The organism is Bradyrhizobium sp. AZCC 1610 (genome assembly GCF_036924515.1).
In the GTDB taxonomy this organism is placed as follows: Bacteria; Pseudomonadota; Alphaproteobacteria; order Rhizobiales; family Xanthobacteraceae; genus Bradyrhizobium.
The window spans coordinates 3651113-3671284 of the sequence record NZ_JAZHRR010000001.1; the positions used below are offsets into that span (position 1 = coordinate 3651113).

Consider the following 20172-nt stretch of genomic DNA (forward strand, 5'->3'; position numbering starts at 1 on the left):
CTCAGGATAAGTATAAGCCAAGATATACTCAAGGAGAGTATAAATGGCCAGCCTCAGCTCCACCGCACTCGCCCGTTCCGCAGAGCTTTACGACCGGGTCAGGCGGGTCATCCCGCCGCCGGAATGGGCCACCTTCGCCGAGGACGTCGACGCCATCCTCGAACTGAAGCGAAGCCGCAACGCCGTCGTCCTCGCGCATAACTACCAGACGCCTGAAATCTTCCACGGCGTCGCCGACATCGTCGGCGACAGCCTGCTGCTGGCGCGCGAAGCCACCAAGGTCGATGCCGACATCATCGTGCTGGCCGGCGTGCACTTCATGGCCGAGACGGCCAAGCTGTTGAATCCGGAAAAGACGGTGCTGATCCCCGACCTCGCGGCCGGCTGTTCGCTCGCCGACTCCATCACCGCGCAGGACGTGCGGCTGATGCGGCAGCGCTATCCCGGCGTTCCCATCGTCACCTATGTCAACACCTCGACGGCGGTGAAGGCGGAATCCGATATCTGCTGCACCTCGGGCAATGCGCTCAAGGTCGTGGAGTCGTTCGGCGCCGAGCGTGTGATCATGCTGCCTGATGAATATCTCGCGCAGAACATCGCCACGCAGACGAACGTCAAGATCATCGCATGGAAAGGCCATTGCGAGGTGCACGAGCTGTTCACCGCGTCGGACGTCCGGCAACTGCGCGAAAATCACCCTGACGTGACCATCCTGGCGCATCCGGAGTGCCCGCCCGAAGTGGTCGCGGAAGCCGATTTCTCCGGCTCGACGGCCGCGATGTCGGACTTCGTCGGCAAGCAGCGGCCGCCCAGGGTCGTGCTGCTGACGGAATGCTCGATGAGCGACAACGTCTCGGTGCTCCATCCCGACGTCGAGTTCATCCGGCCCTGCAATCTGTGCCCGCACATGAAGCGGATCACGCTGAAGAACATCCGCCAAGCGCTGGAGACCGGCCGGCACGAGGTGACGATCGATCCCGCGATCGCGGCACCCGCCCGGCGTGCCGTCGAAAGGATGTTGGCGATATGAGCACGGAGATTTCAGCGCTCAACAACCGTCCCGTTATCATCGGCGGCGGCGCAGCCGGATTGATGACCGCGCTCCAGTTGGCGCCGGAACCGGTGTTGCTGCTGTCGAAGGCGCCGCTTGGCGCGGAAGCGTCGAGCCTGTGGGCGCAAGGCGGCCTTGCCGCGGCGATGGGCGGGGATGACGACCCCGTCCTGCATTTGGCCGACACGCTCACCGCGGGCGCTGGCCTTTGCGATGAAGCCGTCGCGAGCCGCATCGTCCACGCGGCCCCCGCGGCTGTCGAGCATCTCGCCAGACTTGGCGTCGCCTTCGACCGGCGGGCAGACGGCGGCTGGCGGCTCGGCCTGGAAGCCGCGCACGGCCGCAACCGGATTGTGCACGCCACCGGCGACGGCACAGGGCGCGAGATCATGCGCGCCCTGATCGCAGCGGTGCGCCGCTGCCCGTCGATTACCCTGCTTGAAGGCTTCGAGGCGCGCAGCCTGATCGTCGAGGACAATGCCATCAAGGGCGTACTCGCGGTAAATGCGCACGGTCCGCTGGTGATCGGCACCAGTCGCGTCGTGATCGCGACGGGTGGAATCGGCGGCCTGTTTTTGGACAGTACCAACCCGGCCGGTTGCTTCGGTCAGGGGCTTGCGCTCGCGGCACGCGCCGGCGCGCTGCTCTCCGATCTCGAGTTCATCCAGTTTCACCCGACCGCCTTCGACGGGCCGTCGCGTCCGATGCCGCTGGTCACCGAAGCCGTGCGCGGCGACGGCGCGATCCTGATCGACGACACCGGGCAACGCTTCATGGCAGACCAGCCTGGTGCCGAGCTTGCGGCCCGCGACATCGTCGCACGTGCGGTCTGGCGCCGCCGCGCGGAGGGACATCGCGTCTTCCTCGATGCACGGAAACATCCGGGACAGGACTTTGCCAAGCGTTATCCCATCATCTCTGCGTTCTGCAAAATGGCCGGAATCGATCCCGCGACCGATCCGATTCCGGTGAGGCCGGCGGTGCACTACCACATGGGCGGGATATCGGTGGATATCGAGGGACGCAGCACCGTGGACGGCCTGTGGGCCTGCGGCGAAGTCAGTCGCACCGGGCTGCATGGCGCCAACCGGCTCGCCAGCAATTCGCTGATGGAAGCCATCGTCTGTGCGCAATGGGTTGCGGAAAGCGTCAAGGGCGCAAGCCGCGGCTCGCTGAAAGCGCACGCGGTCAACACGCTTGCGCCCGCGTCCGATCCTTCCGCCGCGCGGCCGATCCTGTCGCAAGGCCTCGGCGTGCTGCGCGACCGGCACGGCATCGAACGCGCGATCCGCAGCCTCTATCCGATCGCCAGCGGCAGAAGTGCGGCTTCCGATCCCGCGCTGGTGGGATTGATGATCGCGGTCGCCGCCTGGCGGCGTGAGGAAAGCCGCGGCGGGCACTACCGCAACGACTACCCTGAGACCCTGCCCTCGGCCATGCCGTCTTCCATCTCGCTTGCGGAAGCGCTCGAAGTCGCCCGCAACGTTGTTGAATCCGGATCTTTGTCAGTCGGGAGCGTCCAGCCGTGACACTAGCCCCACTTCTGCCTGTCATGTACGAGCCGCTGGTTCGAACCGCCCTGCTCGAAGACCTCGGACGCGCCGGCGACATCACGGCGGATGCGATCGTTGCGGCCGACAGGAACGCCTCGCTGGTGCTGCGCGCGCGCCAGCCCGGCGTCGTTGCCGGGCTCGACATCGCGGGCTGTGCATTTCAGCTCGTGAATCCTGCCATCCGACTCACCGCCGAGCGGCCTGACGGCAGCATGGTGGCGCCGGGAGATGCGATCGCCGCCATCGAGGGGCCGGCGCGCGGGCTATTGACCGGTGAACGGACGGCGCTGAATTTTCTGTGCCATCTCAGCGGCGTGGCCACTGCAACGGCCTCGCTGGTGTCGGCTGCGCAAGGCACCAAGGCGCGCATCGTCTGCACCCGCAAGACCACGCCCGGATTGCGCACGCTGGAAAAATACGCAGTCCGCGCCGGTGGCGGCAGCAATCACCGCTTCGGCCTCGACGACGCCATTCTGATCAAGGACAACCACATTGCGCTGGCCGGCGACGTCCGTACCGCAGTGGAGCGCGCGAAAGCGCATGCCGGCCATCTCGTCAAGATCGAGATCGAGGTCGATACCCTGTCGCAGCTCGAACAGGCCCTCGCGATCGGCGTGGATGCCGTGCTGCTCGACAACATGACGGTCGAGGAACTGCGGCAGGCGGTGGCGATGACGGACGGCCGGGCCATCACGGAAGCTTCCGGCCGCATCACCGCCGAGACCGCCAAAGCGATCGCCGCCACCGGCGTCGACCTGATTTCCGCGGGCTGGCTGACCCACAGCTCCGCCGCGCTCGATATTGGGCTCGACTATCTCGGACTCAATCGGAAGGCAGCTTAGCTGCGGCGCGGGTTACTCTGCCGCGCGCATGGCGGCCTTATCCTCGCGCATCAGGCGGTTGTTGCGCTGGACCACCGAATAGGTCGCTAGCGCAAACAGGATCACCAGGCCTTGGATCGACAGCGCCTCCATGGATGGATTTAAGCCGATCGCGCTCAGGAACGCCGAGCCCTTGACCTCGGTGACCGTGATGATCGCCTGTTCCTGGAACTCCTGCACCGCCTCGCCGATAAACTTGATCGCCATCACGAACAGGAATGCCGAGGTGACAATGAACAACGGTCGCAGCGGAAGCTTTCGCGCAATCAGGTTGATGAAATAGAACAGCACGGCAAGGGCTGCCGTCGCGGCGGCAAGGCCGGCGAACAGGCCGGCGCTCCAGCCGCCTTCAGTACTCGCCAGTGCGTTGATGAACAGCACGGTTTCGGCGCCCTCGCGGAACACCGCAAGAAAGGCCAGCGCGCCGACCGCCCATACCGTGTCCTGCGACAGCGCCTGGTCCGCCTTCTGGGCGAGATATTCCTGCCAGCCGCGCGGATCCTGCTTCACCATCAGCCAGCCGCTGACGTAGAGCATCAGGGCAGCGGCAACCAAAATGATAATGCCTTCCAGAACGTCGCTGTGGTCGCCGGAGTTCAGCACCGCAAACAACCAGGCTGCAACGAAGCTTGCCCCAACGGCGACGAGCGCGCCGCCATACAGCGCCTGAATGCGATGACCCGCCCCGGCTTTGGTCAGATAGCCCGCGAGCGCTGCGATCACGAGCATGGCTTCGAGCCCCTCACGGAGCAAAATGACGGCGGCCTGGATGAATGCTGACGACATGAAACGAACCTGTTTTTGTTTCGTTTTATCGCCCAAACCATCCAAGTAAAGCGGTGCGGCCCCACACAAACGCGTCAAGGGCGTCGTGCAACAAGAAACCCCTGCAAATCGGGCACTTCCCGGAATGCCGGCAGATTAGAATTGCTCAATTTCAGCCGGGTTGCCCGAGCGGCAGAACCAGTTTCGGCCGGTCGTCCTCGACGCGGCGTGCAACCAGGCGTTCGGTGTGCAAGACCGCAAGCGTCAGCACCACGATCGCTGTGGCTTGATGCGCCAGCGCCAGATCGATCGGCACCTGATGCAGCAGCGTGAGGATGCCGAGCGCAGCCTGCAGAATGATCGCCGCCACCAGCGACCACGCGCCGCCGGTTACGGCCGCGCCGGCCCGCGACCGCATGGCGTCGATGGCATGAACTACCGCCAGGATCAGCAGCGCATAGGCGGTCATGCGGTGCTCGAACTGCACGGTGAGCGTGTTGTCGAACAGATTGCGCCACCACGGCTCCTCGAACCACAGCCGCGCCGCCGAGGGAATGAAGGCGCCGTCGATCTCCGGCCAGGTGTTGTACACCCTGCCCGCCCGCAGGCCCGCGACCAGCGCGCCGAAATAAAGCTGGACGAAAGTCAGGGCGAGCAAAGCCACGCCAGAGACCTTCAGCCGCACGGGGACAACGGGCTGCGGACGCGCGGTCATCCGCCGCAGCGTCCAGATGATCGACGCAAAAATGATCAGGGCCAGCACCAGATGCGTCGCCAGCCGATACTGGGACACCTCGGTCCGTTGGGTGAGGCCGGAGGCGACCATCCACCAACCGACCGCGCCCTGCAGCGCGCCGAGGGCGAAGATCAGCCATAGCCGCCGCTTCAGCTCAGCGCCCAACGCGCCGCGCCACAGGAAGTACAGGAACGGCAGCAGATAGACCGCGCCGATCACGCGCCCGAGCAGGCGGTGGCTCCATTCCCACCAAAAGATGGTCTTGAACTCCGAGAGGCTCATGCCGGCGTTGAGTTCGCGATATTGTGGGATGGCCTTGTAGCCCTCGAACGCCTGCACCCACTGCGCCTCGTTGAGCGGCGGCAGCGTGCCGGTGACCGGCTTCCACTCGACGATCGACAATCCGGATTCCGTCAGCCGCGTGGCACCGCCGACCAGCACCATGACCGCGATCAGCCCGGCGACCACGATCAGCCACCATCTGATGGCGCCGGCATGCGGGGCCTGCTGTGCGGAACTACCGATCATAAAACCCGTCTTAAAACACGTCTTGGCTCGCCCCGAAGGCGCGCTTGATTGAATTGGCGCGCCCCTTATAGTCCGCCCCTTCCCGCGCGCAACCCGCCACAAGGCTCATATCCGCCATGACGATACGCACCCGCAAACTCTTCGGAACTATCGCCCTGCTGGTGCTGGTCGTGGTGTGGTCGCTCTTGGGAATGACCATCGCCCAGACGCCGTGGCTGGCCAGTTCAGGCCTGCTGCAATCGATCTTCTATGTCGTGGCGGGGCTCGGATGGGTGCTGCCAGCGATGCCGATCGTCAGCTGGATGTCGCGGCCCGACCGCGCCTAGACCCAATTGTCTCTCGTCGGCCTGACCGACGAAAACATGATTCCGGACAGCATCACGCGCATCATGCGCAACGAACGTTGCCGCCCGTCCCAGGCGATCCGCGGCAGGGCGTGCAGATTGGTATATCCCCTCGCCTCGACGACCCCCGGGATCGTCGATACCGCGCTGGCGAAACCTGCCTCCTGCCCCATCACGACGTGCTCCCGGCGCCAGGATTGCCGATCGCCGAACGGGTAGGCGAAATGCCTGACGGCGCAGCGCAAGGCAGCCTCGGCGACCGCCTTGCCCATCGTCATCTCGCGTTGCGCGTCGCCCCCTTTCAGGTTGGACAGCGCCGGATAGTTCACCGTTGCGCTGCCGATCGTCACCAGCGGATCGGCGGCGAGCTTCGTCAGATCGTCCCAATCCATTGATGCTGCCCGCGATAGCGCCGCGAGATCGACGGAGTAGCGCGTGCAGAGGTCGTGGATCGCGAACGAAAGATCCGGCGGCGGCAGCGTCCGCATCCAGCTCGTCAGAAATTCGAAAGTGTCATACTTCTCCGGCGTGCTGCCGGTTGCGAAACGCCGCTCCTGGCGGTCGATCACCAGGCTGATGCGATCCTCGCGCGCGATCATGTCTTCCAGCGCGAGCCACCAGGCTTCGCCGAGCCCGTCCGGAAACGCAGTGGGCAGGTAGATGGTGAAGGGCACGCCGTGCTTCGACAGCACGGGATAGGCCTGCGTGATGACGTCCTTGCAGCCGCCGTCGAAGGTCAGGCAGGCAAATCGATTGCCCTTTGGCAGCGTGACCGCCCGCCGGCACACTTGGTCCATCGTGATCAGATCGAAGTTCCAGCGCTTCAGCGCACGGATCGTCCGGTCGAGAAATTGCGGCGTGATTTCACGCCATCGGTTCGGTTGAAACGGGCGGGAATCGCGCGGACGCACGCGCTCGAACCGCAAAATGACACCGGCGCCGCCGGTCTCCCGCTGCTTCAGCCTGAAATAGCCGCTGAAATAGCCGAGCTCCATCGAGGCCCGCCGCCAAATTCCGAGATCCGAAGTCAACGTTCCGCCCTCAACCACACGGTCGCGCTGCCCCCGCCGCGCACCGATTGTATTACCCTTTGTTGACATTTCCCTGCGAGGGTCGGCCAAAGCCGAAAATTGTAAACAATTTCATATAGCACGGGCTCTGCGATGACCATGGCTGCCGCGATTGAAGACCGGACGGCGGATGCCGATGCGTGGTCGAAGGCGAGCCGCATCGCCGGCATCGACATCGTTCATGACCTCACTGCAGCGGAAGGCATCTGGCGCAACCTGGAAGGTGCGCAAACCTCCTTCACGCCGTATCAGCGCTTCGACTTCCTCAGTTCCTGGCAGCGGCAGGTCGGCGAGCGCGAAGGCCTCGCTCCCTTCATCGTGATCGCCTACGACGCGGAACGCCGTCCGCTGTTGCTGCTCCCGCTCGCGCTCAGGCACGCCTACGGCGCGCGTTGCGCCAGTTTCATGGGTGGCAAGCATTCCACCTTCAACATGGCGCTGTTCGACCGCGATTTCGCCGCAAGCGCAACGCAAGCCGATCTCGAAGGCCTGATATCGGCGATATCGCAGCGATCCAAAGCCGACGTCCTCACGCTGCATCAGCAACCGGTTCGCTGGCGCGATCTGCCCAATCCGCTTGCCTTGCTGCCGCATCAGCCGTCCGCCAATGATTGCCCGCTATTGGTGATGGAGCCCGGCGCCGCCCCCCCTGCGCTGATCAGCAATTCGTTCCGGCGCCGCCTCAAGGGCAAGGAACGCAAGCTGCAGTCTCTGCCCGGTTACCGCAGTCACGTGGCGTCATCTCAGGCCGACATCACGCGGCTGCTCGACTGGTTCTTCCGCGTCAAGCCGTTGCGGATGGCTGAGCAGAAGCTGCCGAATGTGTTCGCCGATCCCGGCATCGAGGATTTCATCCGCAGCGCCTGCACTGCGCCGCTCGCCGGCGGCAAGCACGCCATCGATATCCACGCGCTGGAATGCGACGAGGAAGTGATCGCGATCTTCGCCGGCGTCGCCGACGGCCACCGCTTCTCGATGCTGTTCAATACTTACACGATGTCGGCGAATTCGAAATACAGCCCCGGTCTGATCCTGATGCGCGACATCATCGATCACTATGCCGGACAGGGTTATTGCGCCCTCGACCTCGGGATCGGATCGGACGACTACAAGCGGCTGTTCTGCAAAAGTGACGAGCCGATCTTCGACAGCTTCATTGCGCTCAGCCAGCGCGGCAAGCTCGCCGCCAGCGTCATGTCCGGCCTCAACCGCACCAAGCGGCTGGTGAAGCACAATCCGGCACTGTTCGAAATGGCGCAAAAACTGCGCAGCGCGTTCAGCTAGCCAGTTGCTCCGTCATTGCGAGCGAAGCGAAGCAATCCATCGTGCCGCGCAAAGAATGGATTGCTTCGTCGCTGCGCTCCCTTGCGCAAATGCTTCGCGTTTGTCGCAGGAAATGACGAGCCAATTTACGCCGCCACAACGCGCGGGCCCGACTCGACCGAGTCCGAATCTTGGCACGGCTTGCTCAGCATCGTCACCTCGGAGAAGCCGACCGCCTTGAGCTGATCGCACATCAGCATGCGCGCGTCCGACGCCATTGACGCGTCGGGCACCACGACTGCCTGCGCCTGTGACGTCAGCAATTCGGCCGGCAGATCGGACGCCGCACCGGCGTCCAGCAGCACATGGTCGTAGACCCGCAGCAGCGCATCGATCGCGAGCGTCAACCGCGGCGACTGGAGCTGCGCGCGGTCGAAGCCGGGGCGTCCGGCGCTGACGAGATGAACGCGCGACAGCCGGTCCCTGGTGATGATTTGCGCAAACGACGCCTCGCCCTGCATCAACTCGGCAAGCCCCGGTGCTACCGGATCGACCGACGCCGCCGTGATGATCGGCGAGGATGCCACGAGATCGACCACCACGATCTTTGCCTGCTGCGCCATCAGCCGTGCCAGCGTCAGCGCGGTCAACGTGATGCTCTCGCTCGCTGCCGTACCGAGTACGGTCACCTTGCGCGCCTCAGCGCCTGCGCCAACCAGGATATCCGCCACCTGCTCGATTTCATCGATTCCCGCCGCGGTATCCATGCGAGGGCCGTCCGCGCGCGGCTCATTCATCATTGGCTCGGCGGCGCGATCCACTTCAACGTGGTCCGCCACGGGAAGCTCGGGCGCGATCGCCGGAGCGCGCACTGGCTCCGGCGGAGCAGCCATGACGATTTCGGGCGCGATTTCGCGCTCTACTTCCGGCGAAACCGCACCGGTGGCCCGCGGAGCGGTCATGCGCAACAGCGCGCCGGTCGCAATGGCGCCGGAAGTAAGCAGCAAGGTCGCCAGCGTCGCGATCAGCACGATCGGCAGCTTCTTTGGATAGGCCGGGGTGTTGGATACGGTGGCGCGTGAGATGACGCGACCATCGGTCGGCGCCGCCTCGATGTTCTCGCGGGCGCTCGCCTCGCGGTATTTGGCGAGATAGGATTCGAGCAGATCGCGCTGGGCCTTGGCTTCGCGCTCGAGTGCACGCAGCTGCACATCCTGGCCGTTGTTGGAGGAAGCCTGCTTCTTCAACTGGTCGAGGCTCGCCACCAGGCCATCGACCCGGCCGCCGGCAAGGCGCGCGTCACTCTCGAGCGAGCGCGAGATCTTGCTCGCCTCCTCGCGCAACTGGCGATCGATATCGGCAAGCTGCGCCCTCAGTTCCTTGATGCGGGGATGGCCGTCGAGCAGGGTCGACGACTGCTCGGCCAACTGCGCGCGCAGCGTGACCCGCTGTTCGGAGAGCCGGCGGACCAGTTCCGAGTTGAGCACTTCGGAGGCCTCGATCGGCCTGCCGCTCTGGAGCATTTCCTTGATCAGCCGTGCCTTGGATTCCGCATCCGACTTCAGCGCACGGGCATTGTTCAACTGCGTGTTGATCTCGCCCATCTGCTGGTTGGACAGCGTGGTGTTGTTGGTGCCGACGAACAGGCTCGACTTGGAGCGAAAATCCTCGACCCGCGATTCGGCCTCCGAAACCTTCTTGCGCAGATCGTCGATCTTGCCGGAAAGCCACTGGCCCGCGGCCTTCGCCTGATCCTGCCGCGCATCCTGCTGCAGCACCAGGTACCCTTCCGCGATCGAGTTGGCGACACGCGCGGCAAGTTCGGGATCGCGCGACTGGAATTCGACGACGATGACGCGGGATTTGTCGACCGCATAGGCCGTGAAGCGCTCGTAATAGGCTTCCAGCACGCGCTCTTCCGGCGTCAGCGAAAACGGGTCGCGCCCGATACCGACCATGGCCAGCAATGACTTCAGCGGCGAGACCCCCTGCAGCACCGGATCGAATTCCGGGCGGTCGGCAAGCTTGTTCTTCTTGATGATCTCGTGCGCCAGATCGCGGGACTGCACCAGTTGTACCTGGCTGGTGACGGCCTCGGCATCGAGCGCGGTGCGCTCCTCGTTGCGCTCCCCGTTCGGCCGCAGGAAAATGTTCTCGCGCCCGTCGACCAGGATGCGCGCTTCAGACTTGTAGCGGGGCGTGACCATATTGACCGCGGCCAGCGACGCCACCAGCGCCAGCACCGTCGGGACGATGATCCAGCTCCGCTTGCGCATCAGCGCATGACCGAGCGCTTGCAGATCGAGATCGCCGGATTCGGATGCGGCGACGGGCTTCGGAGCCGAAGTCGCAGGCCTAGCCATCGCCCGCTGCACCACCGGCTTGTCCTTGCCTGCACCCCAGAACGCCAAACGCATCGCACACCCCCGCGGACGCAACTGCTGGTCCGCCCGAACCCCGGCTGAGTACACTCCATTATGGTTGCCGCTGGGTTAATTTGCCCGGATTGCGCCCCGAGACGGCGCCCCGCATGCGCTCGGTCATTTTTTGTTAACCATGAAAGCCCTTAATCGCGGGATACTTTTCCAGGATTCCCGTGATGCGAGGCGTGCTCGCCCCAATTCCATGTCTGATTGCTGCACTGGCGCTTGCAGGCTGCATGGGCCGGACCGCGCCGGTCGCGGGCGCATCCGAAGGCAGTCCCGATTCCATGGCATACGGTACGCCCTATCCGGCCCCGATGGCGGTCGCCTATGCCGAGCCGGCGCCGGTCCGTCACGACGCGGCCTATCATCTCGATGCCGGTGACCGGCTGCGCGTCGTGGTCTACGGCCAGGAAGGCCTCACCAACACCTATGCGATCGATGCCGGCGGCGCGATCACGATGCCGCTGATCGGCGCAGTTCCGGCGCGCGGCCGCACCACGGCGGGGCTTGCGGCCGAGATATCGGCGAGGCTGCGCCGCGGTTTCATCCGCGAACCCTCCGTGGCCGTGGAAATCGAATCCTACCGGCCGTTCTTCATCCTCGGCGAAGTGGCGGCGCCGGGCCAATATCCCTATGTACCCAACATGACAGTTGAAAGTGCCGTCGCCATTGCAGGCGGCTTCTCGCCACGCGCACGGCGCGACCGCGTCACGCTGACCCACACCGATGCGTCGGGACCGGCGCGTTTCGTCGTGCCATCAGGCACCCCACTCAGCCCCGGCGACACCGTGCTCGTCGGCGAGCGCTGGTTCTGATCATGCCTCTGGTTGACGGTCAGCCGCTTCGTATCCTGCACGCCACGCGCGCGCCTGTCGGCGGCATCTTCCGTCATATCCTCGATCTCGCCAACGGCCAGTCCGAGCGCGGCCATCACGTCGGCATCATCGCCGACAGCCTCACCGGCGGCGAACGCGCCGAGCAGGCGCTGGCGGAAATCGCGCCGCGTCTCAAGCTCGGCGTTCACCGCACGGCCATTCGCCGTGAGCCGCTGCCGAGCGATTTTTTGGTGTGGGCCCGATTCCAGCGCATGATCGGCCAACTGAAGCCGGACGTGCTGCACGGTCACGGTGCCAAGGCCGGCGCCTACATGCGTTTGCGGACCGCTTCCCGCGACAGGATCCGGGTCTACACCCCGCATGGCGGCTCGCTGCACTATCCGCTGGCGACACTGAAGGGCAACATCTATGCCCGTGTCGAACGCGCGCTGATGAACGATACCGACCTGTTCCTGTTCGAAAGCGCGTTTGCGCGCGACACCTATCAGCGCACCATCGGCACGCCGAAGGGACTGGTGCGGTGCGTGTTCAACGGCGTTACCGCCAGCGAATTCGATGCGGTCGTGAAGGCCGAAGACGCCACCGACCTGATCTATGTCGGCGAGTTCCGGCACATCAAGGGCGCCGACCTCCTGATCGACGCGGTGGCGAGGCTGCGCGCCGGCGGCCGTCCGGTGACGCTCACGCTCGCCGGCGACGGCGAGGAAAGCGAAAGCCTCAAGGCCCAGGTGGAGCAGTTCGGCCTTGGCGACGCCGTGCGGTTCATCGGCCACGTCAAGGCACGCTACGGCTTCTCCAAGGGCTCGCTGCTGGTGGTTCCCTCCCGCGGGGATTCGATGCCCTATGTCGTGATCGAGGCGGCGGCTGCCGGCATTCCAATGGTCGCCGCCAATGTCGGCGGCATCCCCGAGATTTTCGGCCCGCATGGCGATGCCTTGTTCGCTCCCAGCAACGCCGTCGCCATGGCCGATGCGATCGAAACCGCGCTGAAGGATCCGGCTGCGGCGCGCGAGCGGGCCAAATCGCTGCGCGAACGAATCTTCCAGCATTTTTCGCAGAAGGCGATGGTCGAAGGCGTCTTTGCCGGCTACCGCGACGCGTTTGCTAATCGTTAACCGTTCTTTACCAACGTAACCGTTTCTTCCGATTTGTCCCGTAAGCCGTGGGTGTGGGGAATTCCGCACCGGCAGGCACCTTCCTTATGTGCATGCTCCAGAACGGACGTGGACCAGTGGAACCGATTAACGCACGCTCGATGTTCGACTCCGCGGCAACGGCCGCGATGGCCGCCACCGCCGATCGCCCGCCGGTCGAACGGCGCCGCAGGCTCACTCCCGCCGCCCTTGCCGTCGCCAATCAGAAAGTCGGCCGCGCCTACTCTCCGATCGTGATCGCCGGCGTCGTTCGCGGCCTCGACTTTGCGATGCTGAGCGCGATCGGCATCGCGCTCTATTTCGGCTATGTCGTCCCCCTCAGGGGCTTTTCCTGGGAATTTCTCGCGGCGATCTTCGGCGTGGCCGCAACGGCCGTGATCTGCTTCCAGGCCGCCGATATCTACCAGGTGCAGCTATTCCGCGGCCATCTTCGCCAGATGACCCGGATGATCTCATCCTGGGCCTTCGTGTTCCTGCTGTTCATCGGCGCATCTTTCATCGTCAAGCTCGGCAGCGAAATTTCGCGGCTCTGGCTTACGGCGTTTTTCTTTAGCGGCATTGCAGCGCTGGTGACCGGGCGGGTGTTCTTGCGCTCACTGGTACGCGGCTGGGCCCGTCAGGGCCGGCTCGATCGCCGCACCATCATCGTGGGCGCGGACGAGAACGGCGAGCAGCTGGTCCAGGCGCTCAAGACCCAGGATGATTCCGACATCAAGGTGCTCGGCGTGTTCGACGACCGCAACGACGACCGCGCGATGGATACCTGCGCCGGCAGTCCCAAGCTCGGCAAGGTCGACGACATCGTCGAATTGGCGCGCCGCACCCGCATCGACCTCGTGCTGTTCGCGCTGCCGATCTCGGCCGAGACGCGCATTCTCGAGATGCTGAAGAAACTATGGGTGCTGCCGGTCGATATCCGCCTTTCGGCCCATACCAACAAGCTGCGCTTCCGTCCCCGTTCCTATTCCTATCTCGGGGAGGTGCCAACCCTCGACGTGTTCGAGGCGCCGATCACCGACTGGGACCTGGTGATGAAGTGGCTGTTCGATCACGTCGTCGGCTTCGCGATCCTGGTGCTGGCATTACCGGTGATGGGATTGGTCGCGCTCGCGGTCAAGCTCGACAGCCCCGGGCCGGTGCTGTTCCGCCAGAAAAGATTCGGCTTCAACAATGAGCGCATCGACGTCTTCAAGTTTCGCTCGATGTACCACCATCAGGCCGATCCGACCGCCTCCAAGGTCGTGACGCGGAACGATCCGCGCGTCACCCGCGTCGGCCGCTTCATCCGCAAGACCAGCCTCGACGAATTGCCGCAACTCTTCAACGTGGTGTTCAAGAGCAACCTCTCGCTGGTCGGCCCCCGCCCGCATGCCGTGCAAGGCAAGCTGCAGAGCCGGCTGTTCGATGAGGCCGTCGACGGCTATTTCGCGCGCCACCGCGTCAAGCCGGGGATCACCGGCTGGGCGCAGATCAGCGGCTGGCGCGGCGAAGTCGATACCGACGAGAAGATCCAGAAGCGCGTCGAGTTTGATCTCTATTACATCGAGAACTGGTCGGTGCTGTTTGACCTCTACATTCTGCTCAAGACGCCGCTGGCGTTGATGACGAAGAGCGAGAACGCGTACTGAGTTGAGAAGACCTCGCCGTCACTGCGAGCGTAGCGAAGCAATCCATAGCGTCGCGCTGGGAAAGATGGATTGCTTCGTCGCTCCGCTGCTCGTAATGACGCGGATAGTAGTATCGTAGTTTGTTGCGTTGTGTGAGTGCGTAATGGCGTATGCGGCGACAGCCGGGGGCTCCCTACCATCGATGACGGCCGCGCCCGGCGTGCTGGCCTTGCAGCGTGCGATGGTGTGGCTGGTCGGTGCATCCGGCGCCATCGTCTTCATCGAGCCTTCGCCCTATGAGCTGGCGACGCTTGCCGCCTCGCTGGTCTTCTTCGCAACGGGGTTGCGGATGCGGCTGGTGTTCATACCGCTGCTGTTGCTCTTGTTCCTGCTCAACCTCGGCTACAGCATCGCCGCGGTCGCGGTGATGGACCGGCCCAGTGTTCCGAACTGGATCGCGACCTCCTGGTACATGGCGGTCACGGTCATCTTCTTCGCGATGGTCATCTCCGAGGATACCGCGGCGCGGCTCGACATGCTCCGCCGCGGCCTTGTCGTCGGCGCCGTGATTGCCGCGCTCGCCGGCATCGCGGGTTACTTCAATCTCGTTCCCGGCGGGCGTGACCTGCTGACGCTGTACGACCGCGCCCGCGGCACCTTCAAGGACCCCAATGTGTTCGGCGCGTTCCTGATCCTGCCGGCGCTGCTCGCCCTGCAAAGCGTCGTTTCGGACAGGTTCGGCAAGGCGTTCCGCAGCGCGATCGCCTTCGGCATCATATCGCTGGCAATCCTGTTGGCATTTTCACGCGCCGCGTGGGGCGTGCTGGTGCTGACCTCCGCGTTGATGCTCGTGCTGATGGTGCTGACGAGCCGCTCGCAGTCGCAGCGCTCGCGCATCATCGTGATGGCGTTCGTCACCGTCGTTCTGGCGGCGGCGCTGGTGGCCGTGTTGCTGTCGTTCGATTCGATCGCGCAGCTGTTCAAGCAGCGCGCCAGCTTTGACCAGAGTTACGACTCTGGCCGCTTCGGCCGTTTCGGCCGCCATATCCTCGGCGCCGAAATGGCACTTGGGCTACCATTCGGCATCGGGCCATTGCAGTTCAACCGCTTCTTTCCCGAAGACACCCACAATTCCTACCTGAATGCGTTCATGTCGGGCGGCTGGCTCTCCGGCGTCTGCTATCCGACGCTGGTCTTCGTCACTATCCTGACGAGCTTCCGCTACGTCTTCGTCCGCGTGCCTTGGCAGCCGACCTTTCTGGCGATCTTCGCAGCTTTCCTCGGCACAGTCGGCGAGAGCTTCATCATCGACACCGATCACTGGCGGCATTTCTGGCTGATGCTGGGCACGATGTGGGGCATGTTCGTCGCAGCCGAACGCTGGAAGGCTGGCGCCAATCCCGCGCTCATGGTGCCCGCGAAGGCTTCCTAGAACCGCTTGCCTTGCTCTTCTCAGGCTTTTGCTCTGGCTTCCACGTTTGCGTTTTCTTGGGCGCTTCGACCATCGACTTGAGTTCCTCGGTCGCCGCCAGCATCGTCTCGTAGCTCCGCGAGGCAAATTCCAACAGCAGCCGCAGTTCGGCGTCCGAATAGGTCTCCCAGAGCTTGACCATGCCCCGCTGCATGTTTTCGTAGAAGCGCCCGACCCTGACCACGTTCTCCGGGACGGTCGCGATAAACACCTTGCGGCGATCGTCAGGATCGCGCTCGCGGCGGACCAGACCCGCTTTCTCCAGCCGATCGACGACGCCGGTGATGGCCCCCGTGGTCAGCCCCGTGACCTCCGCCAGCCGTCCTGCGGTCACCCGGCCTTCCAGATTGAGGAAGTCGAGACATTCGAGGTCAGAGCCCGAAATCCCGACCGTGTTGGCCACCGTTTGCCCAAAGATCGTGCCCTGCGCGGACCCGCGCCGCAGCGCGTTCTCGAGTTCCTGCATTAGTGCAGCCCGCGCCTTCGCTCTTGACAAGGCAAGCTCCATATCTTAGTCGATATACATCTTAGTTACTAAGATAATTAGCAACTATACGTTCCTATCATTTCGCGGATGCATGGAGCAAGGCAGCACATGAGCACACGACCCAAGGCCCTGATCATCGGCGGTGGCATCGCGGGTCCGGTGACCGCGATTTTTCTGAAGAAGGCCGGCATCGATGCCGAACTGTTCGAGGCCTGGCCCTATTCCGCCGGGATCGGCGGCGGCCTGCAGATCGCGCCGAACGGCATGCACGTGCTGGCCGAAATCGGCCTCGCCGACGAAATGATCCGGCGCGGATCTATCGCGGAATCCTTTGATTTCCATTCGCAATCCGGCGCCCGCCTCGGTTCGGTCAATCGGAACATGAGGCAGCGCTTCGGCCAGCCTGCGGTGAACATGTGCCGCGCAACCCTGAACGAGGCGCTGATCGACAAGGCCTGGTGCGAGAACGTCGAGCTGCGGTTCGAGAAGCGGCTCGTCGCCATCGAGGATCGCGCAGACAAGCCTGTCGTCGCGCATTTCGACGACGGCTCCAGCGCCGAGGGCGATTTCGTGATCGGCGCCGATGGCGTGCATTCCGCGGTGCGTAGCCACGTACTTCCGGATGGCCCAAAGCCATTCGACACCGGCCTGATCGGATTCGGCGGCTTCGTTCCGCGGTCGGTGATTTCGGACGCGCCGATCGGCCAGCGTGTGGCGACGACGTTCGGACAAAGTGGCTTCTTCGGCTACGGTCTTTGCAGTTCCGACGAGACCAACGGCGTGATGTGGTGGAGTACGCAGCCTTCGCACGGCACCGACGCGGCGGCATTTCGCGCCATGAGCCAGGATGCGATCAAGCGGCATCTCCTCGATTTCCATGCCGGCTGGCACGATCCGATCCCGCGCATTCTGGAGGCGGCCGAGAATATCGTGGTGACGGCGACGCTGGATGTCGCGACCCTGCCGACCTGGTCGCGCCAGCGTACGCTTCTGATCGGCGATGCCGCGCACGCCACCAGCCCGCATGCCGGCCAGGGCGCTTCGCTGGCGCTCGAAGACGCCATGCGGCTCGGCCGGCTGATGCAGCACCGGAAGGAGCTCGCGCTGACCTTCCAGAACTTCGAGGCCGAACGCCGTCCACGCGCAGAGCGTGTCGTCGCACTCGCCCGCCGCAACGGCAACAGCAAACGCGAGTTCAGCGCCAACGGCGCCTGGATCCGCGACCGCATGCTGAAGCTGCTGCTACCGCTGTCGGCCAAGGGAATGGACTGGATGTATGCCTATGATCCCCGCGCGGCGGAGCCGTCGCGCCGGGCGGCGGCGTAACTGTGCAGGGTGGCCAGGCGCATTGCGCCGTGCCCACCATCACGATCGTGCGCTGGATGGTGGGCACGCTCCGCTTTGCCCACCCTTGTATTAGCGCACCAGATTATACTTGCGTCGTTCCGTGAGGAATGGCCCAGCCTGGGTGGCCACCCGGGCTGGGCCGCCGATCGATCGGATCGATGCCCACCGAAGCCTTGAGGGCTGTCTGTCGTAGCAAGATCGCGGTCGGCACTTCATCGGGACCCGGATGGTTGAACGAACTTTAGGTTCGCATTCACAAGGGAGGGTCGACGAAGATGGCTAAGCGTATCACAGTCTGTGCCGGGATCGATACCGGCAAACGGAAGCTCGACGTGGCAATCGATGGCAACTGCGAGCAGTTGCAGGTCGAGAACACGGCGGAAGGTCACAAGGTGCTATTGGAGTGGCTGCGGCGCCACAAGGTCAAGCGCATTGGGATCGAGGCGAGCGGCGGCTATGAACAAGCGGTCGTCGTCGAGTTGCGACGCAAGCGGTTTGTCGTGGTGGTGTTTCAGCCGGCGCAGGTGCGTGCCTACGCCAAGTTCCACTTGCAGCGAGCCAAGAACGACAAGATCGATGCCGCGCTGATCGCGGCCTGCACTGCTGCGGTCAAGAAGATCCATCCCGCCCCCGATCCCCGGCTGCAGCCTTTTGCCGAACACCTGACGTTGATCGAGCAGATCGGCGAGGATATTAAACTGTACAAGAACCGGCTCGAGACCTGCCGAGATCCGCGTATCCAGAAGGTCTGGAAGGAAGAGATCGCCCGCCTGGCCAAGCGGGCGAGGGTCGAACTCAAGGCTCTGGTGGCCGCGATCCGCGAGCATCGCGACCTCGCCCAGCGGCTCGACCTGATCTACAGCGTCGGCGGCGCCGGGCTGCCGACCGCAGTCGCGATCCTGGTGCGCATGCCCGAGATCGGCCAGCTCAGCCGCGAGCAAGCCGCAGCCCTCGCCGGGCTCGCGCCCTATGACGATGACAGCGGCGAGCAAGTCGGCGCTCGTCACATCGACGGCGGGCGCAAGAGGCTGCGCCGGGCGCTCTATACCGCCGCGCTGCCGGCATCCTTTCGCTGGAACCCGCAGCTTATCGCTCTTTACAAGCGGCTGAAGGCCGCCGGAAAAGAACACAAGCGCTGCCTCATCGCCTGCGCCAGGAAGCTGCTCATCTTCGTCAACACCGTCGTGGCCCGCGGCACGCTGTGGCAAGATGAACCGCCTCCAACCGCCGTAATCGCCCGGACCGGATGAATTCGGTTTCTTGGTTCGACCGCAGCACCGTTTCTTCGTCCCGACCTGCCGCTCCGACGACGTCGCGCGCAGACGCCGTCAAGGATGGCCGTCGCTCTGCTCCCTCCACCGCCACGCTGTCGTCAGGCCACGCCTTGACGGCGGTGAGCACGGCGTCAGCCTCACCGGCGATCGGGTGAAGCTTTAATGGTTGCTACAATCGGAAGCCTACTTCTCTACCGTGAACGTCAAGCCCGCGTGATCCACCAGTCGCGTGATCAGCTTGTGCTGCATGGCGGCACCCGGCGTCCAGATGCCCGGCGCGCCGTCCGCAGCGTCTCGCAGCAGGCAGATCGCGCATTCCGCAATCATCTTCGCCGTCGAGCCGTAGGGATCGCAGTCGCCTTTCACGGACGCGCACACCTGGCGTCCATCAGGCGCTATCGCGACATAGAGCAAATCGTAAAGGCCATTTTCGCGCGCCTCCTTCGACGGCCCCTCGCCTGGCTTGGGGGCATTGGGGCCGGTCTTTTCGTTGTTCGCCGCCATCACAAGCTTGGCGTTCGCTTCTCCCTGCTCGCCGGGACCGGTCAATACCATCTCGTCGTAGATGAATTCGCGGCCGTACGGGAATCCCATAAGCATGTTGGAGCGATGAACGTTCCGCGTGTTGATCAGGGCCATCATGAAAGGCGCGGCCCAGGATTGAAGATCTTCTTCGTAAACCGGCTTGTTACCGCGCGGCTGTCGCGCGCCGCTAAATCCCGGTGTGAGCGCAAAGGGATCGTTCAAGATGGAGATGAGGCTGAGGTCCTTGGCGACAGCACCGAACGTCGCCTTGGCGCTTGCGGCAGTACCTCCGGAGAGCGTGCCGCGCATATCGCGCACCCGACCTTTGACGCGAGAGGCGGGCACACCTAACACCCGCTTGGCCTCCGTCTGGACGAAGAACGCGCCAAGTTCAAACGGCAGTGAGTCGAAGCCACATGAGAACATAATCCGCGCGCCGCTCGCTTTTGCCTGCGCCTCGTGTGCGTCGATCATTTGCCGCATCCAGATCGGCTCGCCGCAATAGTCGAGATAATCGGTGCCGGTCGCAGCGCAGATGGCGACTAGATCGCTTCCGTACAGCTGATATGGGCCAACACCCGCAATCACCGACTTCGTCTGCTCCACCATCGCCTTCAGCGACGCAACGTCACTTGAATCGGCCACGATCAACGGCGTATCGGCCGGCGCCCCGATCTCGTCACGGACGGAAGCAAGCTTGTCCTTGCTGCGGCCGGCCATCGCCCATTTCAGATTGGCGTCGCCCTTGTAATGTTCGGCGAGATACTCGGCGACGAGTTGGCCGGTGAAGCCGGTGGCGCCATAGACGACAATGTCGAATTTCGACGAGGGCATATTGAATTCCTTTTTCTCGT

At 64.0% G+C, this 20172-nt stretch carries 17 protein-coding genes; 11 read left to right on the top strand and 6 right to left on the bottom strand.

Annotated elements, in window-relative coordinates:
- Positions 1 to 43 precede the first annotated feature (43 nt).
- The 3 genes from nadA to nadC are packed head-to-tail and all read left to right on the top strand — an operon-like array spanning position 44 to position 3446.
- Positions 44 to 1030 (top strand): quinolinate synthase NadA, encoded by a 987-nt coding sequence (gene nadA / locus V1279_RS18095; RefSeq protein ID WP_334438417.1) that lies wholly within the window; start codon positions 44 to 46, stop codon positions 1028 to 1030.
- Entirely contained in the window at positions 1027 to 2580 is a 1554-nt protein-coding gene (locus tag V1279_RS18100) for an L-aspartate oxidase (protein ID WP_334438420.1), read from the top strand. Before nadA ends, V1279_RS18100 begins: the two co-directional genes overlap by 4 nt.
- A complete protein-coding gene (gene nadC, locus V1279_RS18105) occupies positions 2577 to 3446 on the top strand; it encodes a carboxylating nicotinate-nucleotide diphosphorylase (protein ID WP_334438422.1) in 870 nt (289 codons plus the stop codon). Before V1279_RS18100 ends, nadC begins: the two co-directional genes overlap by 4 nt.
- Positions 3447 to 3458: 12 nt before the next feature.
- Here the strand turns inward: nadC and V1279_RS18110 are convergent, their stop codons facing one another.
- On the bottom strand, positions 3459 to 4307 hold the full coding sequence (locus V1279_RS18110; protein WP_334438425.1) for an FTR1 family iron permease: 849 nt from the start codon (positions 4305 to 4307) through the stop codon (positions 3459 to 3461).
- 115 nt (positions 4308 to 4422) lie between these two features.
- A complete protein-coding gene (locus V1279_RS18115; RefSeq protein WP_334438427.1) occupies positions 4423 to 5514 on the bottom strand; it encodes a COX15/CtaA family protein in 1092 nt (363 codons plus the stop codon).
- Positions 5515 to 5630: 116 nt separating this feature from the next.
- Here V1279_RS18115 and V1279_RS18120 point away from each other — a divergent pair, with 116 nt between their 5' ends.
- Positions 5631 to 5840 carry a DUF2842 domain-containing protein gene (locus V1279_RS18120; RefSeq protein ID WP_334438429.1) on the top strand — a complete coding sequence of 70 codons (210 nt, stop codon included), beginning with the start codon at positions 5631 to 5633 and terminating at the stop codon, positions 5838 to 5840.
- Here the strand turns inward: V1279_RS18120 and V1279_RS18125 are convergent.
- A complete protein-coding gene (locus V1279_RS18125) occupies positions 5837 to 6889 on the bottom strand; it encodes a polysaccharide deacetylase family protein (protein ID WP_442894789.1) in 1053 nt (350 codons plus the stop codon). The genes V1279_RS18120 and V1279_RS18125 overlap by 4 nt on opposite strands.
- Positions 6890 to 7021: 132 nt before the next feature.
- Between V1279_RS18125 and V1279_RS18130 the strand changes: the two genes are divergently transcribed.
- Positions 7022 to 8212 (top strand): GNAT family N-acetyltransferase, encoded by a 1191-nt coding sequence (locus V1279_RS18130; protein ID WP_334438431.1) that lies wholly within the window; start codon positions 7022 to 7024, stop codon positions 8210 to 8212.
- Between the two features lie 125 nt (positions 8213 to 8337).
- On the opposite strand, the gene V1279_RS18135 is transcribed toward V1279_RS18130, so the two are convergent.
- Positions 8338 to 10608: a GumC family protein gene (locus tag V1279_RS18135; protein WP_334438434.1), complete on the bottom strand. Its 2271-nt coding sequence runs from the start codon at positions 10606 to 10608 to the stop codon at positions 8338 to 8340.
- Between the two features lie 182 nt (positions 10609 to 10790).
- On the opposite strand from V1279_RS18135, the gene V1279_RS18140 reads away from it, so the two are divergent.
- The 4 genes from V1279_RS18140 to V1279_RS18155 all read left to right on the top strand — a co-directional run bounded on the left by V1279_RS18140 (position 10791) and on the right by V1279_RS18155 (position 15646).
- Positions 10791 to 11432, top strand: coding sequence for a polysaccharide biosynthesis/export family protein (locus V1279_RS18140; RefSeq protein ID WP_334438435.1), 642 nt, complete (start codon positions 10791 to 10793; stop codon positions 11430 to 11432).
- A 2-nt stretch (positions 11433 to 11434) separates the two neighbouring features.
- On the top strand, positions 11435 to 12568 hold the full coding sequence (locus V1279_RS18145; RefSeq protein ID WP_334438437.1) for a glycosyltransferase family 4 protein: 1134 nt from the start codon (positions 11435 to 11437) through the stop codon (positions 12566 to 12568).
- A 116-nt stretch (positions 12569 to 12684) separates the two neighbouring features.
- Entirely contained in the window at positions 12685 to 14235 is a 1551-nt protein-coding gene (locus V1279_RS18150) for an undecaprenyl-phosphate glucose phosphotransferase (RefSeq protein ID WP_334438439.1), read from the top strand.
- A gap of 142 nt (positions 14236 to 14377) precedes the next feature.
- Complete coding sequence (locus tag V1279_RS18155) at positions 14378 to 15646, top strand: O-antigen ligase family protein (protein WP_334438442.1); 1269 nt, start codon at positions 14378 to 14380, stop codon at positions 15644 to 15646.
- On the opposite strand, the gene V1279_RS18160 is transcribed toward V1279_RS18155, so the two are convergent.
- Complete coding sequence (locus V1279_RS18160; RefSeq protein ID WP_334446449.1) at positions 15621 to 16151, bottom strand: MarR family winged helix-turn-helix transcriptional regulator; 531 nt, start codon at positions 16149 to 16151, stop codon at positions 15621 to 15623. The genes V1279_RS18155 and V1279_RS18160 overlap by 26 nt on opposite strands.
- Positions 16152 to 16280: 129 nt before the next feature.
- Here V1279_RS18160 and V1279_RS18165 point away from each other — a divergent pair, with 129 nt between their 5' ends.
- Together V1279_RS18165 and V1279_RS18170 are read left to right on the top strand one after the other, a co-directional pair.
- On the top strand, positions 16281 to 17498 hold the full coding sequence (locus V1279_RS18165) for an FAD-dependent oxidoreductase (protein WP_334438443.1): 1218 nt from the start codon (positions 16281 to 16283) through the stop codon (positions 17496 to 17498).
- A gap of 296 nt (positions 17499 to 17794) precedes the next feature.
- Entirely contained in the window at positions 17795 to 18769 is a 975-nt protein-coding gene (locus V1279_RS18170; protein ID WP_334431405.1) for an IS110 family transposase, read from the top strand.
- A 207-nt stretch (positions 18770 to 18976) separates the two neighbouring features.
- Here the strand turns inward: V1279_RS18170 and V1279_RS18175 are convergent, their stop codons facing one another.
- On the bottom strand, positions 18977 to 20152 hold the full coding sequence (locus V1279_RS18175) for a saccharopine dehydrogenase family protein (protein WP_334438445.1): 1176 nt from the start codon (positions 20150 to 20152) through the stop codon (positions 18977 to 18979).
- Positions 20153 to 20172: the final 20 nt, after the last annotated feature.

What these genes read in the sequence shown, in the direction of transcription:
- nadA (WP_334438417.1), top strand. Translation starts at nt 44, where the DNA reads ATGGCCAGCCTCAGCTCCACCGCACTCGCCCGTTCCGCAGAGCTTTAC.
- V1279_RS18100 (WP_334438420.1), top strand. Translation starts at nt 1,027, where the DNA reads ATGAGCACGGAGATTTCAGCGCTCAACAACCGTCCCGTTATCATCGGC.
- V1279_RS18115 (WP_334438427.1), bottom strand. Translation starts at nt 5,514, where the DNA reads ATGATCGGTAGTTCCGCACAGCAGGCCCCGCATGCCGGCGCCATCAGA.
- V1279_RS18120 (WP_334438429.1), top strand. Translation starts at nt 5,631, where the DNA reads ATGACGATACGCACCCGCAAACTCTTCGGAACTATCGCCCTGCTGGTG.
- V1279_RS18130 (WP_334438431.1), top strand. Translation starts at nt 7,022, where the DNA reads ATGACCATGGCTGCCGCGATTGAAGACCGGACGGCGGATGCCGATGCG.
- V1279_RS18135 (WP_334438434.1), bottom strand. Translation starts at nt 10,608, where the DNA reads ATGCGTTTGGCGTTCTGGGGTGCAGGCAAGGACAAGCCGGTGGTGCAG.
- V1279_RS18140 (WP_334438435.1), top strand. Translation starts at nt 10,791, where the DNA reads ATGCGAGGCGTGCTCGCCCCAATTCCATGTCTGATTGCTGCACTGGCG.
- V1279_RS18145 (WP_334438437.1), top strand. Translation starts at nt 11,435, where the DNA reads ATGCCTCTGGTTGACGGTCAGCCGCTTCGTATCCTGCACGCCACGCGC.
- V1279_RS18155 (WP_334438442.1), top strand. Translation starts at nt 14,378, where the DNA reads ATGGCGTATGCGGCGACAGCCGGGGGCTCCCTACCATCGATGACGGCC.
- V1279_RS18160 (WP_334446449.1), bottom strand. Translation starts at nt 16,151, where the DNA reads ATGCAGGAACTCGAGAACGCGCTGCGGCGCGGGTCCGCGCAGGGCACG.
- V1279_RS18165 (WP_334438443.1), top strand. Translation starts at nt 16,281, where the DNA reads ATGAGCACACGACCCAAGGCCCTGATCATCGGCGGTGGCATCGCGGGT.
- V1279_RS18170 (WP_334431405.1), top strand. Translation starts at nt 17,795, where the DNA reads ATGGCTAAGCGTATCACAGTCTGTGCCGGGATCGATACCGGCAAACGG.
- V1279_RS18175 (WP_334438445.1), bottom strand. Translation starts at nt 20,152, where the DNA reads ATGCCCTCGTCGAAATTCGACATTGTCGTCTATGGCGCCACCGGCTTC.